General features: G+C 52.1%; 18 protein-coding genes. 7 read left to right on the top strand and 11 right to left on the bottom strand.

Annotated elements, in window-relative coordinates; genetic code table 11:
* Positions 1-74: 74 nt before the first annotated feature.
* Positions 75-608, top strand: coding sequence for a disulfide bond formation protein DsbB (gene dsbB, locus ACQ66Q_RS02830; protein ID WP_430455394.1), 534 nt, complete (start codon positions 75-77; stop codon positions 606-608).
* 60 nt (positions 609-668) lie between these two features.
* On the opposite strand, the gene ACQ66Q_RS02825 is transcribed toward dsbB, so the two are convergent.
* The 3 genes from ACQ66Q_RS02825 to ACQ66Q_RS02815 all read right to left on the bottom strand — a co-directional run bounded on the left by ACQ66Q_RS02825 (position 669) and on the right by ACQ66Q_RS02815 (position 2,805).
* Complete coding sequence (locus ACQ66Q_RS02825) at positions 669-1,283, bottom strand: FKBP-type peptidyl-prolyl cis-trans isomerase (RefSeq protein WP_430455393.1); 615 nt, start codon at positions 1,281-1,283, stop codon at positions 669-671.
* A gap of 119 nt (positions 1,284-1,402) precedes the next feature.
* Positions 1,403-1,675 (bottom strand): YfcL family protein, encoded by a 273-nt coding sequence (locus ACQ66Q_RS02820; protein ID WP_430455392.1) that lies wholly within the window; start codon positions 1,673-1,675, stop codon positions 1,403-1,405.
* Complete coding sequence (locus tag ACQ66Q_RS02815; protein ID WP_430455391.1) at positions 1,675-2,805, bottom strand: ATP-NAD kinase family protein; 1,131 nt, start codon at positions 2,803-2,805, stop codon at positions 1,675-1,677. The genes ACQ66Q_RS02820 and ACQ66Q_RS02815 overlap by 1 nt, the downstream gene beginning before the upstream one ends.
* A gap of 133 nt (positions 2,806-2,938) precedes the next feature.
* Here ACQ66Q_RS02815 and ACQ66Q_RS02810 point away from each other — a divergent pair, with 133 nt between their 5' ends.
* The gene (locus ACQ66Q_RS02810; protein ID WP_430455390.1) at positions 2,939-4,399 is read left to right on the top strand and encodes a coniferyl aldehyde dehydrogenase; all 1,461 of its coding nucleotides are present in this window, start codon (positions 2,939-2,941) and stop codon (positions 4,397-4,399) included.
* On the opposite strand, the gene ACQ66Q_RS02805 is transcribed toward ACQ66Q_RS02810, so the two are convergent.
* The 3 genes from ACQ66Q_RS02805 to prmB form a co-directional block, all read right to left on the bottom strand.
* Positions 4,325-5,494, bottom strand: a complete 1,170-nt coding sequence (locus tag ACQ66Q_RS02805) for an MFS transporter (protein ID WP_430455389.1) — start codon at positions 5,492-5,494, stop codon at positions 4,325-4,327. The two genes, ACQ66Q_RS02810 and ACQ66Q_RS02805, sit on opposite strands and share 75 nt — an antisense overlap.
* Positions 5,495-5,566: 72 nt before the next feature.
* A complete protein-coding gene (gene aroC / locus ACQ66Q_RS02800) occupies positions 5,567-6,679 on the bottom strand; it encodes a chorismate synthase (RefSeq protein ID WP_430455388.1) in 1,113 nt (370 codons plus the stop codon).
* A gap of 3 nt (positions 6,680-6,682) precedes the next feature.
* Positions 6,683-7,633 carry a 50S ribosomal protein L3 N(5)-glutamine methyltransferase gene (gene prmB / locus ACQ66Q_RS02795; protein WP_430455387.1) on the bottom strand — a complete coding sequence of 317 codons (951 nt, stop codon included), beginning with the start codon at positions 7,631-7,633 and terminating at the stop codon, positions 6,683-6,685.
* Positions 7,634-7,667: 34 nt separating this feature from the next.
* On the opposite strand from prmB, the gene smrB reads away from it, so the two are divergent.
* Positions 7,668-8,198: an endonuclease SmrB gene (smrB, locus tag ACQ66Q_RS02790; protein ID WP_430455386.1), complete on the top strand. Its 531-nt coding sequence runs from the start codon at positions 7,668-7,670 to the stop codon at positions 8,196-8,198.
* Between the two features lie 22 nt (positions 8,199-8,220).
* Here smrB and sixA read toward each other — a convergent pair whose 3' ends face one another.
* Entirely contained in the window at positions 8,221-8,709 is a 489-nt protein-coding gene (sixA, locus tag ACQ66Q_RS02785; protein WP_430455385.1) for a phosphohistidine phosphatase SixA, read from the bottom strand.
* 172 nt (positions 8,710-8,881) lie between these two features.
* Between sixA and ACQ66Q_RS02780 the strand changes: the two genes are divergently transcribed.
* Positions 8,882-11,656: an insulinase family protein gene (locus tag ACQ66Q_RS02780; protein ID WP_430455384.1), complete on the top strand. Its 2,775-nt coding sequence runs from the start codon at positions 8,882-8,884 to the stop codon at positions 11,654-11,656.
* Positions 11,657-11,711: 55 nt separating this feature from the next.
* Complete coding sequence (locus ACQ66Q_RS02775) at positions 11,712-13,955, top strand: putative bifunctional diguanylate cyclase/phosphodiesterase (protein WP_430455383.1); 2,244 nt, start codon at positions 11,712-11,714, stop codon at positions 13,953-13,955.
* 88 nt (positions 13,956-14,043) lie between these two features.
* Here ACQ66Q_RS02775 and ACQ66Q_RS02770 read toward each other — a convergent pair whose 3' ends face one another.
* Positions 14,044-14,202, bottom strand: coding sequence for a hypothetical protein (locus ACQ66Q_RS02770; protein ID WP_430455382.1), 159 nt, complete (start codon positions 14,200-14,202; stop codon positions 14,044-14,046).
* 39 nt (positions 14,203-14,241) lie between these two features.
* Complete coding sequence (gene maoP / locus ACQ66Q_RS02765) at positions 14,242-14,589, bottom strand: DUF413 domain-containing protein (protein ID WP_208931109.1); 348 nt, start codon at positions 14,587-14,589, stop codon at positions 14,242-14,244.
* Positions 14,590-14,718: 129 nt separating this feature from the next.
* Here maoP and ACQ66Q_RS02760 point away from each other — a divergent pair, with 129 nt between their 5' ends.
* The gene (locus tag ACQ66Q_RS02760; RefSeq protein ID WP_430455381.1) at positions 14,719-15,798 is read left to right on the top strand and encodes a LysR family transcriptional regulator; all 1,080 of its coding nucleotides are present in this window, start codon (positions 14,719-14,721) and stop codon (positions 15,796-15,798) included.
* Here the strand turns inward: ACQ66Q_RS02760 and fadJ are convergent.
* The gene (gene fadJ / locus ACQ66Q_RS02755) at positions 15,792-17,918 is read right to left on the bottom strand and encodes a fatty acid oxidation complex subunit alpha FadJ (RefSeq protein ID WP_430455380.1); all 2,127 of its coding nucleotides are present in this window, start codon (positions 17,916-17,918) and stop codon (positions 15,792-15,794) included. The genes ACQ66Q_RS02760 and fadJ overlap by 7 nt on opposite strands.
* The gene (fadI, locus tag ACQ66Q_RS02750) at positions 17,918-19,228 is read right to left on the bottom strand and encodes an acetyl-CoA C-acyltransferase FadI (protein ID WP_430455379.1); all 1,311 of its coding nucleotides are present in this window, start codon (positions 19,226-19,228) and stop codon (positions 17,918-17,920) included. Before fadI ends, fadJ begins: the two co-directional genes overlap by 1 nt.
* A gap of 209 nt (positions 19,229-19,437) precedes the next feature.
* On the opposite strand from fadI, the gene ACQ66Q_RS02745 reads away from it, so the two are divergent.
* Entirely contained in the window at positions 19,438-20,394 is a 957-nt protein-coding gene (locus ACQ66Q_RS02745) for an AAA family ATPase (RefSeq protein WP_430455378.1), read from the top strand.
* Positions 20,395-20,402: the final 8 nt, after the last annotated feature.

Genomic DNA, 20,402 nt, shown 5'->3' with positions numbered 1-20,402 from the left:
CAGAGGTTGTGTTCAAAAGCGATTTGCCTTAGATTGTGCGCTGGAAATAAGTCCTTCTGGATAAAGGAAATCAGATGTTTGCCGCTGTTTCACGCTTGCCTTTTAAAGCCTGGCCCTGGCTACTGATGTCGGCATTAGCCGGCGCCTTGTTGATTACTGCATTGTATTTTCAATACGTGATGGGGCTGGCTCCCTGCATGATGTGTGTTTATCAGCGTTTTGCGATAGTCGGCATTTTACTCAGCGGACTGGTTGGTGCCTTTGGATGCCAATATTCGTTAGTGCGCTGGCTGGCTTACGCCGGTTGGTTGTTCAGTAGTGGTTGGGGTTTAAAAATAGCCCACGATCAGGTGTTGGAAGAGCAATTGGTGTTAAGTGGCGGCTTTTCCAGTTGTGGTATTTTCCCGGATTTTCCAACCTGGTTACCGCTGCATGAGTGGATCCCTGAAGTATTTAAACCAACGGGTATGTGCGGAGAAATCCTCTGGACCTTATTTGGTTATTCGATGCCTTTTTGGATGCGTATCACATTTGCGTTGTTTTTTATCTCCGGCTTAGTCGTGATCGCCAGTCAGTTGAAGAAACACAAATACAACCCATACGACTAGATCATTCAGTATTCGACATAAAAAAACCGCCTGCTGGCGGTTTTTTTATTGCGACAGAACTTACAGAATTTCCAGCAGTTCCACGTCAAAAATCAGCGCGCTGTATGGCTTGATCGCACCACCGGCACCACGTTCACCGTAGGCCAGATTGTGTGGGATATACAGACGGTACTTCGCGCCAACCGGCATCAGTTGCAGCGCTTCGGTCCAACCGGCAATGACGCCTGATACCGGGAACTCTGCTGGCTGACCGCGATTGTAAGAACTGTCAAATACAGTGCCATCGATCAGTGTGCCGTGGTAATGCGTACGGACTTTGTCTGCACGAGTTGGTTTTGCGCCTGAACCGGCGGTCAGCACTTCGTATTGTAAACCTGATTCGGTCACGACGATGCCGGCTTTGGTTGCGTTTTCGGCGAGGAATGCTTCGCCTACTGCGGCGGCAACCTGCGCTTTGGCAGATTCAGCTTCCTGCATCCGGCCACTGATCACCTGGAATGCAGCACGGATCTGATCTTCACTGACTTCCGGCTCATCACCGTAAAATGCCGCAGCAAGACCTGCAGCAACTGCTGCGATATCGAGGCCATCAAACGGATTGTCGGCCAGTTGTTGGCCCATTTGCAGGCCGATGCCATAACTGGCATGTTGTTCTAAAGTGGTCAGATCTGACATAAGGTTCACTTATTGTTAAGGCGGAAGGCCAGTTTGCTGGCGCTTTCCGCAGGGTTCAAGGCAGCTGCTGCCGCCAGAAAAAACGGTATGCTAACGCAATCAATTGCCGTTGTCTTGCCTCAGGCTGACAATTGCCGCCAGATCTTTTGCACCAGTGCAGTATCAGCGTCATTGAGCTCACCTGCGGCAATCGCATTGTGCAGACTTTCCGCGACGGCCAATACAATCTGACTAACGCTAAACGGCTGTTCATCAAGCTGGAGGCGGCCTACAGCTAAATCAAGGTGGCCACGTAAATAGCCTTGGGCAAATAATTCGTCGTCGCTGGCTGTCGCCACGGCGTCATCAAAAAATGCCGCACAGCGGCTGATAAAATCGAGAGTCTGTTGCATTAATCTTCGGCCCCCAGCCGGTACATCACATAATCGTTATATCCACATAACACGCGAACCATGCCACTGAGCTGCTGATCCAGAGCCGCATCGCCGGAGTCACTGATTAGCGGCCGGCCATCGAGCTGCTGAAGTTTATTTTTGGTGGCCAGGAGGCGGATATTATTGCGGCCAACTGCCCGGATCACGGCCGGTGAAAGCTGTTGATTGCCCCGGCCAAATATATGGCCCTGCCCGCCAATCAGCGTGATCACCAGCTGCGCCGGTACATCGCTCACCAGTTCGAGCAGCTGAGCAGCCGTTACATCTGCTGCGATCACAGCACCGTTCTCTACCACATCCACGCCAAGCAAAGTATTAGGTAAACCCAGCTCCTGCATCACTGCCGCAACAGTGGAGCCGGATCCCATCACGTAACGGATGTCCGGTTCCATTTGTGCGACAAAAAATGCGGCCAAATCATCCAGCACCAGCTCTTCGGATTCTTTGCCTGCCATTTTGACACTTTGTACATAACGCAGCGCGGTCGGAATTTGCATTTCGCCGTAACGTTTTGCCCGCACTGTGCCCTGGCGAAACGCGACTTCGTCGATATCCATCACCAATGCATCCTGCACCGACAACAGCTCACCGCGTACCATTTGCGCGACCACTTTACCGGCCGCAGCAGGCGTGATGGCATATACACCAGAGTGAATTTTACAGCCGGCCGGAATGCCAAGTACCGTTGTACTATCGCCAATGGCGTGGCAGATATTCCGTGCCGTGCCATCGCCACCGGCAAACAGCAGCAGATCCACGCCAGATTGTGCTAACAACTGAGCCGCCCGTTCGCTGTCCTGTGCCGTCGAAGGCTCCTGTGCGGCCTGACACAACACTTCAGTGTCAAAACCAAGTGCAAGCGCCACATCTTCGCCCATAGCGCCGGCTACCGTTTTAATTCGGATCTGCGCCTGCCACGGCAATAATTCCTCGAGCGCCAATCTGGCACGTTGCTGTGCCATTGGCACTGCGCCACGCGCTAAAGCTTCAGCAGCCACATCATCACTGCCTTTTAGCGCGACTGCACCGCCCAAACCGGCGTAAGGATTGACGATTAAACCGAGTCGAAAAATCGGTAACCTCTCCATCAGGCTCCCCTCTTCAGCCAGAAAAAATGCGGCATTGTAACTGTGGCTTGTAAGCTTGCCCAGCATCTGATTGAGTTTGTCGCCGCGCTCCAGTAGATTAGACTCTATTCGTTAATTGGCCGGACCAGTCCTGATGTTACTTGAAACCCAATTCGCACAGCTGCGTAAAAATTTTTATCACAATCCAAGCCCTGCTTTTGCCGCACGAAAACTGAGTCTCAAAGCATTACGCACTCAGCTGCTCGCCGCTCAGGCTGAGCTGTATCAGGCAGCGGCAACCGACTTCGGTCAACGTAGCGCATCGGAAACACGCCTGCTCGAAGTAGTGCCCAGCATCAATAGTATCGATTACAGTCTGCGCCGCCTCAAAGGCTGGATGAAACCACAACGCCGGCATGTCAGCATGTTGTTTTGGCCGGCCAGCAACCGCGTGGAATATCAACCTCTGGGCGTCGTTGGCATCATAGTGCCGTGGAATTATCCGGTGTTTCTGGCACTCGGTCCTTTAGTGGCGGCAATCAGTGCCGGCAATAAAGTGATGTTGAAATTGTCTGAGTACACGCCACAGATCAATAAAGTTCTACGGCACATCTGTGAAACGGCATTGGCTGACCAGGTGGTGGTGATTGAAGGTGATGCTGCGGTTGCAGCCGAATTCAGCCAGCTGCCATTTGACCATTTACTCTTTACCGGCTCCACTGCGATTGGCCATCATGTAATGCAGGCTGCCGCCAAACACCTGACGCCGGTCACGCTGGAACTGGGCGGGAAGTCGCCGGTGTTGATCGGGCCGGACATCCATTTTAATGATTATGCCGATCGGGTAATTTTTGGTAAATGTGCCAATGGGGGTCAAACTTGCGTGGCACCGGATTACCTGTTGGTGCCCGCCGGCAAAGAACAACGTGCCGCAGAAAAGTTACGCGCCCATTACCAGCAGATGTATCCACAAGGCTGCCAAAGCACCGACTGGACTTCCGTCATTAATGCGCGTCAATGGCAACGCCTGCAACAAGGTTTGCAAGATGCAGCTGCCGCCGGAGCCCAAATCATTTCCTGTGGGCAGCCGCTCAATCCCAACGACCCGCTGCGCCGGATGGATTTGCACCTGGTGCTCAATGCACCGCTCGACACGCCACTATGGCAGCAAGAGATCTTTGGGCCTGTGCTGCCGATTTACGGCTATCGCAGTACCAAAGAAGCGATCGAATTTATCCGGGCACGGCCACGCCCGCTGGCGTTTTACCTGTTTAGTCAGGACAAAGAACTGCAACAACGTTGCCGCGAACAAATTCATGCCGGTGGGGTTTGTATCAACGATACGCTGGTGCATGTTGGTCAGGACGATTTGCCATTTGGCGGCGTGGGCCCGTCCGGCATTGGACATTATCACGGTAAAGAAGGTTTTCTGACCTTCAGCCATGCTAAAGCCGTGCATCAGAAAGGCCGCTTATCCAGTGGTATTTTTGCTTATCCATCGCTTCGGGCCAAATGGCTCGATAAAGTGCTGGATCTGTGGTTAGGATACCGCATCAGTGGTGCCGAGCGGCCGGATGATACGCGGCAGACCGAGCACCAGCAAAAAAGCCAATAAACAAGCGCCGGCAGCCCAGCCAAAACTGAGCTGACTGCCGGCACCGTCCTGCCACGACCAGCCGGCGATATAAGCGCCAACCGCCCCGCCACCGCCATAAATCAACCCGGCATATAGGGCCTGGCCGCGGCCACGTTGCGCCGGCGGAAAAAATTGCTGAATAAATTGCATAGCGCAGCTGTGCGCCACCGCAAAGCTGAAGGCATGCAACAACATCGAGGCCGCCAGCACATAAGGCAAATGACCAAACCATCCGACCACTGCCCAGCGCAGCGCGGTCAGCAGATAACAAGCGCCGAGCAACAGTGTATAACTGCGCTGTCCTAAAATTTTACCGGCATAAAAAAACGCGACCACTTCAGCCGCTACCGCCAGTGCAATCAGCAAGCCTGAGGCGGTACCGCTATAACCTAAGTCCCGGCAATACAAAGTAAAAAAGCCATAAAACGGCGCAAAGCTGAGCTGTAGCAAAAAGGCCGCTAACATAAACAACACAAAGGGCCGGTGCAGCCACAAGGTGCGGAATTTTATCGCCACCTCGGTGCTGGCTGCCTGCAGCGAAAATGCCGGTAATTGCCACAGCGCCAATAACATCAGCACTAAAAACAACAAGGCGCCGCCAGGTAAAAAGCCTGGGCCCAGTTGTTCCAGTGCCATACCACTGCCAACCACCAGCAAAATGTAGCCGACACTGCCGCTGGAGCGCACTTTGCTATAGCGGCCGGTATCGTTATTCAGGTAGTGAAAAGCAGCGGATTCCAGTTGTGGCAAAATCGCCGTCCAGCACAGACTGTAAAGCGCCAGCCCTAATAGCAGCATGTTATAACCGGCATCGACAAAAGTACTGCACCAACCAAACGCCGCCAGTACCGCGCCAAGGCGCATCACGCCGATCGGATCGCCGCGTTTGGCTGCCAGCAGACTCCACAGATTGGGACCGACAATCCGCATCGCTGTCACAATCGCCAGCAATGTACCGATTTGTTGTGAATTGAGGCCACGATGGTCAAGAAAAATGCCGATGTAAGGCACAAACACGCCCAGCACAGCAAAATATGCTAAGTAGGCCAGACTGAGACTGTGAGTCGGTTGCATACAGATCCTGAAGAGCATCAACAACAACGGCTGACAGAGCAGCCGTTGTATTGACTAAAATACAAGCGGATCTTATTCCGCCTGTTGCCGCGCAATGGCCGCAATGTCCGGCGTACTGACCTGCACCTGATGATTCTGCGCATGATGGCGCAGGAAATGATCCATCAACACAATCGCCAGCATCGCTTCGGCGATAGGCACCGCACGAATACCGACACAAGGGTCATGCCGGCCTTTCGTCACCAGCTCCACCGGCTCACCACTGGTGTTGATACTCTGCCCCGGAATGCTGATGCTCGACGTCGGTTTTAACGCCATACTGACGCGAATATCTTGCCCGGAAGAGATGCCGCCCAGCACACCACCGGCGTGATTAGCAGTAAAGCCTTGTGGCGTCAGCGCATCACGATGCGTCGAGCCTTGTTGTTCCACCACAGCAAAACCGTCACCGATCTCCACGGCTTTCACCGCGTTAATACTCATCATCGCATGGGCGATATCAGCATCGAGCCGGTCAAAAACCGGTTCACCCCAGCCAACCGGCACATTGCTGGCCACAACATTGACCCGGGCACCCACTGAATCGCCGGACTTTTTCAGGTCACGCATAAAGCTGTCGAGTGCTTCGATTTTGTCCGGATCCGGACAGAAAAAATCGTTTTGTTCAACCTGTGCCCAATCGAGTTTTTCCGCTTTGACCGGTCCGAGCTGCGCCAGATAACCACGCACTTCAATACCAAATCGTTGTTTCAGATATTGTTTAGCAATAGCACCTGCTGCGACACGCACTGCAGTTTCCCGCGCTGACGAGCGGCCACCGCCACGGTAGTCACGGATACCGAACTTGTGGTGATACGTGTAATCGGCGTGACCAGGCCGGAATAAGTCTTTGATATTCGAATAGTCCTGCGAGCGCTGGTCGGTGTTTTCAATCAACAGGCCAATCGAGGCTCCAGTCGTTACGCCTTCAAATACACCCGACAGGAACTTCACCACATCATCTTCACGCCGCTGCGTGGTATAACGCGAAGTCCCGGGCTTGCGCCGGTCTAAATCGTGCTGGATAGCATCAAGATCCAGTACCAGCCCTGGCGGACAACCATCGACGATGCCGCCGATCGCCGGACCATGGCTTTCACCAAATGTAGTTAATCGAAACAACTCACCGATACTGTTGCCGGCCATGGCTTACTCCTTAAAAAAAGCCTGATATTGCTGTAACTGTGCTTTGGTCAGCGCAAACACGCCATGCCCGCCGTTGGCAAATTCAATCCAGTCAAACGGCACCTGCGGAAAACGCTCCGCCAGCGCCACCATGCTGTTACCGACTTCACAGATCAGCACGCCATCATCGTTCAGATGCGCAGCGGCATCAGCCAGGATCCGCCGCGTTAACTCCAGACCATCGTCACCAGATGCAAGCCCCAGTTCTGGTTCATGGCGGAACTCATCCGGCAGATCAGCCATATCTTCGGCATCTACATAAGGCGGATTAGTGACAATTAAATCGTAAGTCTGGCCTGGGATGGCATCATAACCATCAGACAGAATTGGATAGACGCGCTGATACAGGCCATGTTGGTCAATATTGATGTCAGCGACTGTTAAAGCGTCTTCGCTGATATCAATCGCATCAACTTCAGCATCCGGCAAATAGTGCGCACAGGCGATGGCGATACAACCGGAGCCGGTACATAAATCAAGGATGCGACTCGGTGGATTGTGCGGGAACCAACGCGAAAATTGCTGCTTGATCAGCTCAGCAATCGGTGAGCGTGGCACCAGGACCCGCTCGTCGACAAAAAATGGCAAGTCGGCAAAATAAGCATGCTGGGTCAGATAAGCCGCCGGCACGCGGCGTTCAATCCGCTGTTGCACTAACAACGCAAACTGACGTTTTTCGGTGCGGGTCAGCCGTGTTGTTAACAACACAGGGTCGGCAATATGGGTCAGATGCAGCGTGAATGCCATCAGCATACCGGCTTCATCCCACGGATTGTCGGTGCCATGACCAAAATACAGATCCGCGGCATTAAACTGGCTGACAGCAAAACGCAGCCAGTCGTGAATACTGTGTAAATCATTGATCGCTTCGTCGATTAATTCCGCGGTCAGTGGTGAAGTTTGTAGTTCAGTCATTTCTTTACGTGTGCTCTTTGGATAGACTTGCGCAATGCGAAAAACACCCTCTTTAACCGATCAGGATATTCAGCTGTTCCGTGATGCGATCTCGGGTGCCCGCCCTATGGCGCAGGACAAGATAACGCTGACCCCGCCACGCAGCAAGAAAAAATCCGCCATCAAGACGTCTGAAAGTCAGCCGGCCGCCAGTTTATTCTATTTTTCTGATGAATACGAAGGTTATCAGTTTGATGGCGGCACCGTCAGTTATGTCCAGCCCGGTGAAGATTTGCATTTGGCAAAGAATTTAAAACGCGGCGAATTTCAGCCCGGCGTGGTGTTAGACCTGCATGGTCTTAGCCAGCATGATGCCAAGCACGAGCTGGCTGGTCTGTTGGACTATTGTCAGCAAGAACATCTGAACTGTGCTTGTGTTGTGCATGGTAAAGGCAGTGGTTTATTAGCTCGGCGCGTGCCGAACTGGCTGATCCAGCATCCAAATGTGCGGGCCTTTCACACCGCGCCGACCCATTGGGGCCGGGACGGCGCTTTACTGGTGTTGCTAAAAACGCCGGATAAATAGCCAAAATGAATGCAGGCGCAGATTATGGCCGCAGCAGACTCAAATCAGCCGGAGCCATTTTCTCCAACAGGGAACCTTGGCCGCCAGCGCTGTATTCGATACAAGCCAACGACGCGGTGTCAAAAATCGGTGTGTTGCCGGATTTAGTGAAGGTTTCAACCAGGAAACTCACCAGTGGCATGTGCGATACCAGTAAGATCCGCGCTTCTGGTTTCTGGCTGAGCAATGCATCAACATACAATTGCACCTGATGACAGTCGCCATCGGGTACCAGCTCGGGTAAAGTCTGCAATTGCGTTGTGTTCCCTTGCTGTGCCAACATCAACTCTGCAGTTTGTTGGGTTCGCACATACGGGCTTGCCAGCACGTAATCAAACTGTGGATAGACTTGAGTCAACCACTGTGCCATCTGACCGACTTCGGCTTCGCCTCTGGCATTGAGTTGCCGTTGACTATCCTGACTGCTTTGCGACACCGCTTCACCGTGTCGCATGATAACCAGATTGACCATTGTATACACCATCAACAACTTCGCGCCCAACGCGAAAAGAGTGCGCTATGATAATGAAAGTTCATTGCGACAGTAACTGATAATAAAGCATAGATTTAAGTCTTTATATTCCTTAATAGTATGATGAGCTGCCGTATGACTCGTCGCATTTAGCCTGACAATGAGGCCTGATTTGAAAAAAACGCAACTCGTACAAAGCCCAGCCGACCATCGCCGTTATCATGCTTTAACTCTGAATAATGGTTTGCGGGTGCTTCTCGTCGAACAGGCGGACGCAGAAAAAAGTGCGGCCGCTATGTCGGTGAATGTGGGCCATTTCGACGATCCAACGGATCGGGAAGGTTTGGCGCATTTCCTCGAGCATCTGGTCTTTCTTGGTTCCCGGCAATTTCCGGAGCCCGGTGACTATGCCCAGTTTATCAGTGCACATGGCGGCAGCCATAACGCCTGGACGGGCACCGAACACAGCTGTTTTTATTTTGATATCGAAGATGATGCTTTTGCCACCGGCCTTGAACGCTTTGCCGATATGCTGGGCGCGCCATTGTTTGCCGAAGCGTCCGTGCACAAGGAACGCCAGGCCATCGAGGCTGAGTTTTCGATGAAGCTGAAGGACGATGGCCGGCGCATCTATCAGGCGCACAAAGAAACGATTAATCCCGACCATCCTTTTGCCAAGTTTTCAGTGGGGAATCTGCAAACGCTGGACGACCGCCCCCACCAAAGCGCGCAGCAAGCTGTGCAACAGTTTTATCAGCAGCAATATAGCGCCAGCCGTATGTGTCTGGTGCTGGTGTCGGCGTTTCCGATCGAGCATCAACAGGCGCTGGCAGAACAGTATTTTCAGCAACTGCCTGCCCATTTACCGGCAAAGGCCGCCTTAACAGCGCCACTCTATCAACGCGAACATTTGGGTATACAACTCAATATCCAGCCACATAAACCGACACAGCGGCTGGTTTTAAGTTTTGCCCTGCCCGACATTCAACCTTGGTACCCATATAAAGTCGTCAGTTTTCTCGCACATCTGATTGGCGATGAAGGCCCTGGTTCGCTGTTAAGCGGCCTGAAACAACAAGGGCTGGTCAATGCGCTCAGCGCTGGTGGCGGTATTGATGGCAGTAATTACAAAGACTTTACGCTGGCGTTTGAACTGACCCATGCCGGCATGGCGCAACGCGACCTGATCTTGCAAACTTGTTTCGCTTTTTTTGCCCTGTTACGTCAGCAACCGTTCCCGCTGCAATTATTTCAGGAACGGCAACGCTTGATCCAATGGAGCTTTACCTATCAGGAACCTCGCGCCAGTCTGCAACTGGCCAGTGATCTGGCAGTGAATCTGCAGCATTATCCGCAACATGATTATATTTTTGGTGATTACCGGATGGAAACGCCATCGGAATCACTATACCGGCAGCTGCTCAGTTATTTCCGTGCCGACAACTTGCGTGTGATGCTGATCGCGCCGGAAGTCAGCGTCAGTCAGCAGGCCCGTTGGTACCATACACCCTATAGTGTTGAGCCGCTGGCAACCGAATTGCTGGCAAATCTGGCTGAGCAACAGCCAATACCGGGTTACCATTTGCCCACCCCCAACCCATATCTGGTCGGACAGCTGCAACTGATTGCGCTAAATGCACATCAGGCGCAACCGGTGCAATTGGTCAATTCGGCCGATTTATCGTTGTGGTTTAAAGCAGATACTGATTTTCATTCGCCAAAAGGCCATATTTTTGTGCAGTTAACCCTGCCAAATACCGTGCAGGATTTAACGCAACTGGCGTTAACTAAACTGTGGTTAGAGCTGTTCCTCGACCGGATCAACGAGCAATTTTATCCGGCGACGACCGCAGGACTCAGTTACAACTTGTATGTGCAGCAACATGGTCTGACATTACACAGTAGCGGCTTATCCGCCAATCAAATTGCTTTATTGCAGGACTTGCTGACCGAGCTTGGCGATCTGAGCTTTGCCGAAGATCGCTTTGTGGAACTGCAATTTCAGTTGGTCCGGCATTGGCGTGGCCAAATCAGTGGCAAGCCAATCAGTCAGCTGTTCAGTCAATTGTCGTCGTTATTACAGCCTTTAAACCCCGAAACGCAACAGCTGGCGCAATTACTGGAACAAAGTAGTTTTGCTCAATTCAATGCTTTTTGTCAGCAGATCATGCAACAGGTGCATGTTGAGGCGTTAATGCTGGGGAATTGGCATGCCGCAGATGCCAGCCTGCTGGAAAAAATGTTGCGCAAGTGGCAACAACAAATTAATTCGCCGGGCGGCCGCTTGCCACGGCAAAGTTACAGTACACAAAATAGTGGTCCGGTCTGGCTGGAACAGCAGCTGCAACATGATGATCAGGCACTGGTGATCTATCTGCCGGCAAAAGATCGCAGTGCGGCATCGATGGCTAAATTTATGCTGGCGAATCACCTGATCTCACCCGAGTACTTTCATGCCCTGCGCACTGAACAGCAGTTGGGTTATCTGGTCGGTACCGGTTATGTACCGATGAACCAAAAACCGGGCATGGCGTTTTATGTGCAATCCCCCAAAACAGCTGCTGCTGATTTGTATTACGCGACGGTGATTTTCTACCGCAAGTTTCTCGAAGAGCTGCCGGAGATCCCGTTATCGGAGTTCGACCAGATTAAAACCAGCCTGATCGCACAAATCCGCGAGCGCGATACCAGTCTGGCGAGCCGGGCAAAGCGGCTATGGCTGGCGATTGGTCAGGGCGATTATCAATGTACGTTGTCACAACGGATCCAGGATGAACTGGCTGCACTGAGTCTCAGCGATTTCTGCGATTTTTGTTACACATTATTAGCGCCGGAATATGATGCCGTCTTTCTGGCGACCGGGCCGGCGCCAGCGCACAGCCTGATGCGCAGCAAGACAGCAGCCGAACTGGCGGGCGAGCTGGAGCTGCGGACAGATTGGCTTTGACAGTACCGGAGATTTTCTATAAGTTACCCAAAATGCCCGAAAGCTGCGTAGATGTGTGAAAAATAATAATAAAAAACTATCTCTGTTGTGTTTGCCGGCCTTTATTGCCATGCCGGCTTGTGCGGTCGATCTGGACCATGCAATGCCTTATGTATTGTCATCGATCCTGTTATTTTCCTTTGGTGCGCTGTTATTAGCGCACTTATCCATTCTGAAAATGCGCCGTTACCAAAGCCGTCTTGAACAAAGTGAAGAACGGCTGCGGTTGTCTTTGTGGGGCAGTGGCGATGAACTGTGGGACTGGAATATTGCTTCCGGTAGTTTGTATCGCTCCAGTTCGTGGCAGCATCCGGTTGAACTAAAACCAGAAACCAACCAGTTTCCACCTAATCGCGAACAAATTCATCCGCGCGATATCGAACGCGTCACTGAACAGCTGTATCAGCATCTTGCCGGCGAAACACCTTATTTTGAAGCCGCGTACCGGCTCAGAGCATCCGACGGTGGCTGGGTGTGGGTGTTAGACCGCGGTAAAGTTGTATCAACTGACGCTGAAGGCGTCGCGACACGGATGACAGGGACGCTGAAGAATATTCAGTTGCTGAAGCAGACTGAAGAACGGCTGGAACTGTTCGCCCGTTGTCTGGAAAATATCTCAGATGCAGTGGTGATTTGTGACACCAATTTTATCGTGTTGGAAGTCAACCATTCTTTTAGCAATATCACCGGCAAAAGCCGCGAACAGGTGATTAAAAAGCCGTTTGATCTGGCGATGTATCCAAGCCGGTTTATTCAGGATATCGGCCACACGCTGCAGACGACCGGTAGCTGGCAGGGCGAAGTACAAGACCAGCGTATCAACGGCGAGGTGTATCAGGCTGAGCTCAATTTTGACATCGTGCGCGACGATCATGGCGTGCTGACCCAGTTTGTTGCGGTGTTCTCTGACATTTCTGAGCGCAAAAAACGCGAAGCCGAGTTAAGCCGGCTGGCGAATTCTGACACCCTGACCGGCCTGCCAAACCGGGCAATGTTTTCGGCCGAACTAGGCCGGCTGGTTGAACGGGAAGTCAAACACGCCCTGCTGGTATTTGACCTTGATAACTTTAAGAAAATCAACGATTCACTCGGTCACCAACTGGGCGACTCGCTATTAATCAAACTGGCAGAACGTCTCAGCCAGATGACGCGGCAAAAAGAACGGCTTTATCGGCTTGGTGGCGATGAATTTGCCATTTTGCTGGAAAATACCAACGACATTCATACCATCACGACGATGGCAAAAGAGCTGATTAAACAAATTAATCAGCCGTTTTTTATCAGTCAGCATGAACTGGCGGTTACCAGCAGTATTGGCATTGTGTTGTATCCCGAAGATGGCCGTGATCCGGAAGCATTGCTGCGAAACGCCGACACAGCGATGTATCATGCCAAAAATGACGGCGCCAACCGCTACCTGTTTTTTAATGACAGCATGAACAAACTGGCTGTTAAACGGTTGCAGCTGGAAAACCTTATCCGCCATGGTCTGAAAGAAGATTTCTTTACCGTCTACTATCAGCCAAAAATGGATATTCTCAGTGGCCAGTTAGTTGGCATGGAAGCGCTGGTGCGGTTTATCACGCCGAAACGCGGTCTGATTAGCCCGGCTTCGTTTATTCCGGTGTCAGAAGAAACCGGCCAAATCGTCGAAATCGGGGAAGTCGTCTTACGCAAAGCCTGCCTGGATGTGAAACGCTGGATTGATCAGGGGCTGTTCCATGGCCGCGTCGCGGTCAACCTGTCAGTCAAACAGTTTATGTTGCCTTATTTGTGTGAACAGATAGACGATGTGCTGCAGCAGACCGAACTGCCCTCTTATCATCTGGAACTGGAAATCACCGAAGGGACTGTCATGCAATCGCCCAAGATGGCGATAGATACGATGAAAAAGCTGCGCGCCCGCGGCATTCACCTGGCGATGGATGACTTTGGTACCGGTTATTCTTCGCTGGCGTATTTAAAGCAGTTCCCGCTCAATACGCTGAAAATAGACAAAGCTTTTATTGACGATATGAATACAGCGCGCGGCCGTAATATGGTGGACACCATCGTCACTATCGCGCACAACCTGAGCCTGACCGTGGTCGCCGAAGGCGTGGAACAAGCCGAACAATTAGCGCAATTGAAGCAGCTACGCTGCGAAATCATTCAAGGCTATTTTTACAGTAAGCCGTTATCCGCCGCCGATTTCACCCAGTTCCTGCTGGACCAGAAACAGAATAAACCGCGCCTTGCGGCGGTACCGGTCTCGATCTGAATCCATTGACCTGGCCATGCCGATTACAAAAACAAAAAAAGAGCCGGAAGGCTCTTTTTTTACGCGATACACAGGTTTCGATGCGACTTCAGTCACGACGTGCGTCGGGATCTATGCCCTGCCGGATTTTCTCCATTCGCTCCTGGTGATTCAGCCACACTTTGAGGCCACCAATCGCGATAGCCGCCAGCGGGATTAAAAACACCAGCACCGCTGGGTTTAATAAACTCTTTAAAAATCCGTCCACACAAAAATCCCTCTGCTGCGACCGGTCACTCCGGCTCTGTTAATCGTTGTCTGTTTCGACGTAAGAAAAATCGTCACTGCCATCAGCAATGCGTTTCTTACCAAACACGGTATGAAACTTACGTTTTTCCTGAATACGTTGCTTGTATTTCAGCCAAGCCTTTTCATAGACAGTTTCTGCTTCGGCTTCACCGCGCATGACCTGTAGAAAGCGTTGCTCTTCTTCGTTCACCGGCTGGCGCTGACCTTCTTCCAGCTCCTGCATCGATGCACCGTGCTTCTCGAGCAGATTGCCCTCTGCTAACGTGAAGCGTCCTGACCGGGTAAACCCTTTCGGGAAGTTGCGGTCATCAAAAAAGCGACGTTTAGCCACAAAACTTTGCTGCATCACTTTTTTCCCCTGATCTCGTTGAATCTAAAGCTATCCCAATTAAACTGTGCGGAGTATGGTAAACAAAATTCCGCACGTAAAACAAATGTTTTTCATCGTGACCATAAAAAATAATAAGGTTAATACTTGGACACCGAACTACTGAAAACCTTCCTGGAAGTACAAAAAACCCGTCATTTTGGCAAAGCCGCTGACAATCTCTATTTAACCCAATCCGCAGTCAGCTTTCGCATCCGGCAGCTGGAACAAAGTCTGGGTGTGGCGTTGTTCAGCCGCCACCGTAATAACATTCAGTTGACCGAAGCCGGCGAGCTGCTGCTACCCCATGCCGAAGCCGTGATCAGCGCACTACAGGCCGCCAGGACGCAATTACAGCAACAAAGTAGCTTGCCGCAACGGTTAACCGTGGCGGTAGAACCAGGTTTGCAATATCTCGCAGCAGAATTATTGGAAGCTTTAGTTGTGAACATTGAGACCGCAGTGCATCTGCAGGTACTTGATGCCGCGACCGCCTGTAATCGGCAGGCCGACGTAGTGCTCTGTGCCAGTCCGGACAGCATCGCCGATCCCGCTTATAAAACAGTGCTGTGGCGCACTATTGTTTTAGCGGCTGTGGGGCCCGCTGGCAGCACAGCGCAGGCTGAAGGCCGGCTGGACTGGGCCGGCTGGACTGGGCCGGCAAATTGCCGCAGCTCAGTAAAGCACCGCTGGCTTTTTGTTGCAGCGATCCGAGGTTATTGCGCCAGTGGCTGGCCCGCAGCAATGGCACGGCGTTTTTGCCACAGATGTTGGCTCAGGATCTGTGTCACACCGGTGTATATCAGCTACTGGCAATGCCAGAGCAACAGATCAGTGTCCAGTTATGGCTGCGTGATGGCGCACCGATCCGCTGGCAGGATTAAACGGAGTTGGGAAAACAAGATTATGGCCGGAACCAAATCAGCTCTGGCCCCATCACACGCCGGCGCGCCATACGCCGGTGATTCAGAAATAACGGCACTGACACAGGTCCGGTCAAAAGCGCCAGCAAGACCCAGGGCCAACTGCGCAACCCTGCTTTTTTTGCTTGCAGGTAACACCACACACTCACCAGTGGATGAAGAAATAACCACAGCACAACGATACTCCGGCAGCAAAAAAAGCGGCATTATACAAAAAACCGCAGCAAGCTGCGGTTTTTTTCAGCACTCGAGCAAGACTCAATAAAAGGTCTTTTCCTGCTCTGCCAGCTCCAATAATAGTTTTGCCGGGGTAAACCGACTGCCAAACTGCGTTTCATAGCGACGCAAATCTGCCACCAGATTGCCAGCACCCAGACTATCGATATAGCGGAACGGGCCACCGAGGAAAGGTGGAAAACCAATACCGAAAATTGCCCCAATATCGCCATCGCGGGCCGAAGCAATAATTCCTTCTTCGAGGCAGCGCACTGCTTCGTTCAGCATTTGAACCATACAACGTTTGCTGATTTGCTCTGTACTCAGGCGACCATTGGGCTGAATACCCAGCAAGCTGTAGACACTGGTGTCGACTTCTTTACGGCCTTTTTTCGCGTTCTTACCATACAGGTAAAAGCCTTTTTCGACTTTTTTCCCTTTGCGGCCATCGGCAATCAACTTGTCAAAAGCGGCCGGCGCTTCGAAACGCTCGCCCAGTTCTTTTTGCAAAATAGGCGAAATTTTCGCACCGACATCGATACCGACTTCATCCAACAATGTGATAGGCCCGACCGGAAAACCAAAACGGGTCAGGGCTTTATCAAGCTTCTCGACCGACTCGCCTTCAAGCAGCAGATTCGCCGCTTCGTTCATGTACAGCGCCAAGATCCGGTTGACGTAAAAACCCGCACCGTCCTTCACTACAATCGGCGTTTTACCTTGTTTGCGGGCAAAAGCGACTGTGGTTGCAATGGTCTCAGCAGAAGTTTTGTCATGGGCAATGACTTCGACCAGCGGCATTTTGTCGACCGGAGAGAAATAGTGCAGACCGATGACGTTTTCCGGCCGCGCCGCTTTCGCTGCGATCTGACCAATCGGCAAAGAACTGGTGTTGGAAGCAAAAACCGTATGTTCAGCACAATGTTGCTCGATATCTGCAACCATCTGCTGTTTTAATGCCAGGTCTTCAAACACCGCTTCAACGACCAGGTCCACATCATGAAAGCCTGAGTAATCGGTGGTGCCGGTCAGCAGTGCCATTTGTTTTTGCAGCTCGGTTTTGCTGATAAAACGTTTTTTATACTTTTTGTTCAGCAAGCTGAAGCTGTATTTCAGCGCATTGCCGATGCCGGTCTGATTGATGTCTTTGATCCGCACCGGAACACCCGCTTTACCGGCCGTGACGTTGGCAATACCACCGCCCATCAGACCGCCACCCAATACGGCAGCTTTTTTCACTTTGCGTGGTTTGGCATCGCCCGCCCCGCTTTCTTTTTTCATCTGCGTGGTCGCGAAAAACAAATTACGCAGATTGGCCGACACCGGCGTCATGCACAGCTCGCCAAAATGTTTTGCTTCGACTTCGAGGCCTTTTTGCATACCGGAATGAACACCGGCTTTGATCGCATCAATAATTTTCAGCGGTGCCGGGTAATGGCCCTGCGTTTTTGCCAGCGTCTGTTTTTCAGCCTGACTGAACAAAATGCCACGCCCAATCGAAGTAAATTCCAGTAACTGGCCAACCAGCGGTAGCTTCACTGGTTTAGAGCGGTCCGGCTTACCAGCCAGCGCCATTTTCACCGCTGCCTCTAATAAAATGCTGCGCGGTACAACCACATCGACCAAACCGGCTTTTTTCGCCTGTACAGCCCGTAACTGTTTGCCAGTCAGCATCATATCCAGTGCTTTTTGCAGGCCGACCAGTCTTGGCAAGCGTTGAGTGCCACCGCTGCCCGGTAACAGACCCAGCTGCACTTCCGGCAGCCCCAATACGGTTTTGTTGTCATCAGTCGCAACGCGGCCATGACAGGCCATCGCCAGTTCCAGCCCCCCTCCTAAACAAGGACCGTGAATGGCTGCGATCAGCGGGATATGTAATTTTTCCAGCTCGTTAAACATGCGCTGGCCCATGCTGGCGATCGCAGTGGCTTCCGCGGCCGTTTTGCATTTATCCAGCATGCTGATATCCGCGCCGGCGATAAACGAATCCGGTTTGCCGCTGATAATGACCAGACCCTTGATGTTTTTATTGGTCCGCACTTCGTCCAGCACCGCCGCGATCTCGTCAGCAAACTCGGCTTTGAGCACATTCATGCTCTCGCCAAGGATATCCATCGTGATCACACCTACGCCGTCATCACGCAGGCTTAAGCTAAAAGTTGGCTGCATTATTCAGTCTCCACAATCATCGCGGCGCCAAGGCCACCAGCCGCGCAGGCTGTCGTCAGGCCGATACCGCCGCCGCGGCGTTTTAATTCGTTTAAGGTTTGAGTGATCAGACGAGTACCTGTCGCAGCAAATGGGTGGCCATAGGCCAGCGATCCGCCGTTGACGTTAAATTTCGCCATATCAATGTCACCAATGGCTTCTGTACGACCCAGTTTTTCTTCGGCAAACTTTTTCGAGCCAAACATTTTCATGTTGGCCAATGCTTGGGCGGCAAAAGCTTCGTGCATCTCAATCAGAGTCAAATCAGACAGTTTCATTCCGGCGCGGTCTAAGGCCAGTGGTGTGGCATACGACGGCCCCATCAACATATCTTCCCAGACGTCGATGGCGGCAAAAGCATAACTACGCACATAACCGAGGATTTCATAGCCCATCGCTTTGGCGCGGCTTTCGGTCATCATCAGCACCGCCGATGCCCCATCGGTTAGTGGCGTTGAAGTTGCAGCCGTCACAGTGCCATAAGTGCGGTCAAAGACGGGTTTTAATTTGGCATAGGATTCCAGCTTGGAATCAAGCCGGACGTTGTTATCGATCTCGAGGAATTTGTTGTAAGGCTCGACGTGCGCTGCCATCACTTCATCTTTCATCAGGCCATTTTGCCAGGCCTGCGCTGCCAATGTGTGTGACCGGTGCGCCATCGCATCTTGATCAGCGCGGCTGATACCGTGGCTTTTCGCCATTTGTTCTGCCGTGTCACCCATTGACAAACCTGTGGTGTACTCAGCAACCGCTGGCGGCACCGGCAATAAATCTTTGAAACCCAAGCGGCGGAAAATCGCCAGTTTCTGGCCAAAAGTTCTGGCTTTGTTAACATCAACCAAAGCCCGCGCCAGATTTTTGCTGACGCCAATTGGCAGCACTGAACTGGAATCGGCACCGCCGGCAATGGCGATCTCGCTGATTCCAGCCATCATACTTTCGGTGACGCTGACCACGGACTGGAAGCTGGTCGCACAGGCGCGGGTCACACTAAATGCATCGGTGTGTACGTTCATACCGGTACCCAATACGATTTCACGGGCGATATTCGGCGCTTCAGGCATCTGCACAACTTGACCATAAACAACCTGATCAATTAACTTGGGGTCCAGCTCACTGCGGATCAGCAGTTCGTTGACGACCAGCTTGCCAAGCTCCAGTGCCGAAACACCGTGAAATTCGGTCGCCTGTTTGGCAAATGGTGTACGTAAACCACGGACAATGGCGATACGGTCGCCCTGCCGGGTTCTGAGTTGAATAGGGTTGGCCATAGAAGTCCTCTTTTGCTGGTCGTTACAGGTCTGACCTGTGATTTTCCCGATTGTAGCGAGACTCCGACAAAATTAAAACACTTGTTTTAATTGTCGCCGCCCCCAGATCCGCGGAGTTGGTCTTAGCCTAGCCGCTTTTCATCGGATACGCATATGAAATCCCCCGTGATTTCATATAAATAACGCACTTAAACCGAAGCCAGAGAGTATTGTTTGTGAACGCATTTAACCGGTTAAAATCCTATCTCGACAGCCAGGTGATCGGGCAGCCGGCCCTGACTGAAGGTATCCTGCTGGCGTTGCTGGCCAATGGTCATTTACTGGTGGAAGGCCCGCCGGGTCTGGCAAAAACCCGGGCAGTCAATGCCCTGGCGCATGGTGTCGAAGGCAGTTTTCATCGCATTCAGTTTACGCCGGATTTATTACCTGCCGATTTAACCGGTACTGATATTTACCGGCCGGAAACCGGTAAATTTGAGTTCCAGAGCGGTCCGTTATTCCACCATATCATTCTGGCCGATGAGATTAACCGCGCGCCGGCTAAAGTGCAGTCTGCGTTGCTGGAAGCGATGGCGGAAAAACAAATCACTGTAGGTCGCCACAGCTATAAATTACCTGAACTGTTTTTAGTCATGGCAACGCAAAACCCGTTGGAGCAGGAAGGCACCTACCCGCTGCCAGAAGCCCAGCTCGACCGCTTCCTGTTGCATTTGAAAGTGGATTACCCAGACGCTGACACTGAACTGAAAATTCTGCGTTTAACCCGCGGCGAAGCGTTAGCCCAGCAGGCGGAAACCCCGGTGCGGATGAGCCAGGCCGATATTTTTGCCGCCCGTCAGACCATTCTGCAGCTGCATATGGCTGAAAGTCTTGAGCAATATATAGTCCAGCTGGTGATGGCGACCCGGCATGCCGGCGAGTATGGCGCCGAGCTTGGCCGTTATATTGCTTATGGTGCCAGCCCGCGCGCGACTATTGCGCTGGAGCGTTGTGCCCGCGCTAAGGCTTGGCTCAGTGGCCGCGATTTCGTCACGCCGGACGATGTGCAGGCCGTGTTCCATAACGTGCTGCGCCACCGGCTGATTTTAAGTTATGAAGCTGAAGCCGAAGGGGTCAGTACCGATCAAGTCCTCAGCGAATTATTAAAACGTGTGCCGATCGCCTGATGAACCCA

It is taken from the genome of Rheinheimera sp., assembly GCF_965283995.1.
Taxonomy (GTDB): Bacteria; Pseudomonadota; Gammaproteobacteria; order Enterobacterales; family Alteromonadaceae; genus Pararheinheimera.
Note: the sequence above shows the minus strand (reverse complement) of the source record. Positions and strands in the feature narration are given on the sequence as shown.

What these genes read in the sequence shown, in the direction of transcription:
- ACQ66Q_RS02805 (WP_430455389.1), bottom strand. Translation starts at nt 5,494, where the DNA reads ATGCAACCGACTCACAGTCTCAGTCTGGCCTACTTAGCATATTTTGCT.
- ACQ66Q_RS02810 (WP_430455390.1), top strand. Translation starts at nt 2,939, where the DNA reads ATGTTACTTGAAACCCAATTCGCACAGCTGCGTAAAAATTTTTATCAC.
- aroC (WP_430455388.1), bottom strand. Translation starts at nt 6,679, where the DNA reads ATGGCCGGCAACAGTATCGGTGAGTTGTTTCGATTAACTACATTTGGT.
- fadJ (WP_430455380.1), bottom strand. Translation starts at nt 17,918, where the DNA reads ATGCAGCCAACTTTTAGCTTAAGCCTGCGTGATGACGGCGTAGGTGTG.
- dsbB (WP_430455394.1), top strand. Translation starts at nt 75, where the DNA reads ATGTTTGCCGCTGTTTCACGCTTGCCTTTTAAAGCCTGGCCCTGGCTA.
- ACQ66Q_RS02825 (WP_430455393.1), bottom strand. Translation starts at nt 1,283, where the DNA reads ATGTCAGATCTGACCACTTTAGAACAACATGCCAGTTATGGCATCGGC.
- sixA (WP_430455385.1), bottom strand. Translation starts at nt 8,709, where the DNA reads ATGGTCAATCTGGTTATCATGCGACACGGTGAAGCGGTGTCGCAAAGC.
- ACQ66Q_RS02815 (WP_430455391.1), bottom strand. Translation starts at nt 2,805, where the DNA reads ATGGAGAGGTTACCGATTTTTCGACTCGGTTTAATCGTCAATCCTTAC.
- smrB (WP_430455386.1), top strand. Translation starts at nt 7,668, where the DNA reads ATGCGAAAAACACCCTCTTTAACCGATCAGGATATTCAGCTGTTCCGT.
- ACQ66Q_RS02820 (WP_430455392.1), bottom strand. Translation starts at nt 1,675, where the DNA reads ATGCAACAGACTCTCGATTTTATCAGCCGCTGTGCGGCATTTTTTGAT.
- fadI (WP_430455379.1), bottom strand. Translation starts at nt 19,228, where the DNA reads ATGGCCAACCCTATTCAACTCAGAACCCGGCAGGGCGACCGTATCGCC.
- prmB (WP_430455387.1), bottom strand. Translation starts at nt 7,633, where the DNA reads ATGACTGAACTACAAACTTCACCACTGACCGCGGAATTAATCGACGAA.
- maoP (WP_208931109.1), bottom strand. Translation starts at nt 14,589, where the DNA reads ATGCAGCAAAGTTTTGTGGCTAAACGTCGCTTTTTTGATGACCGCAAC.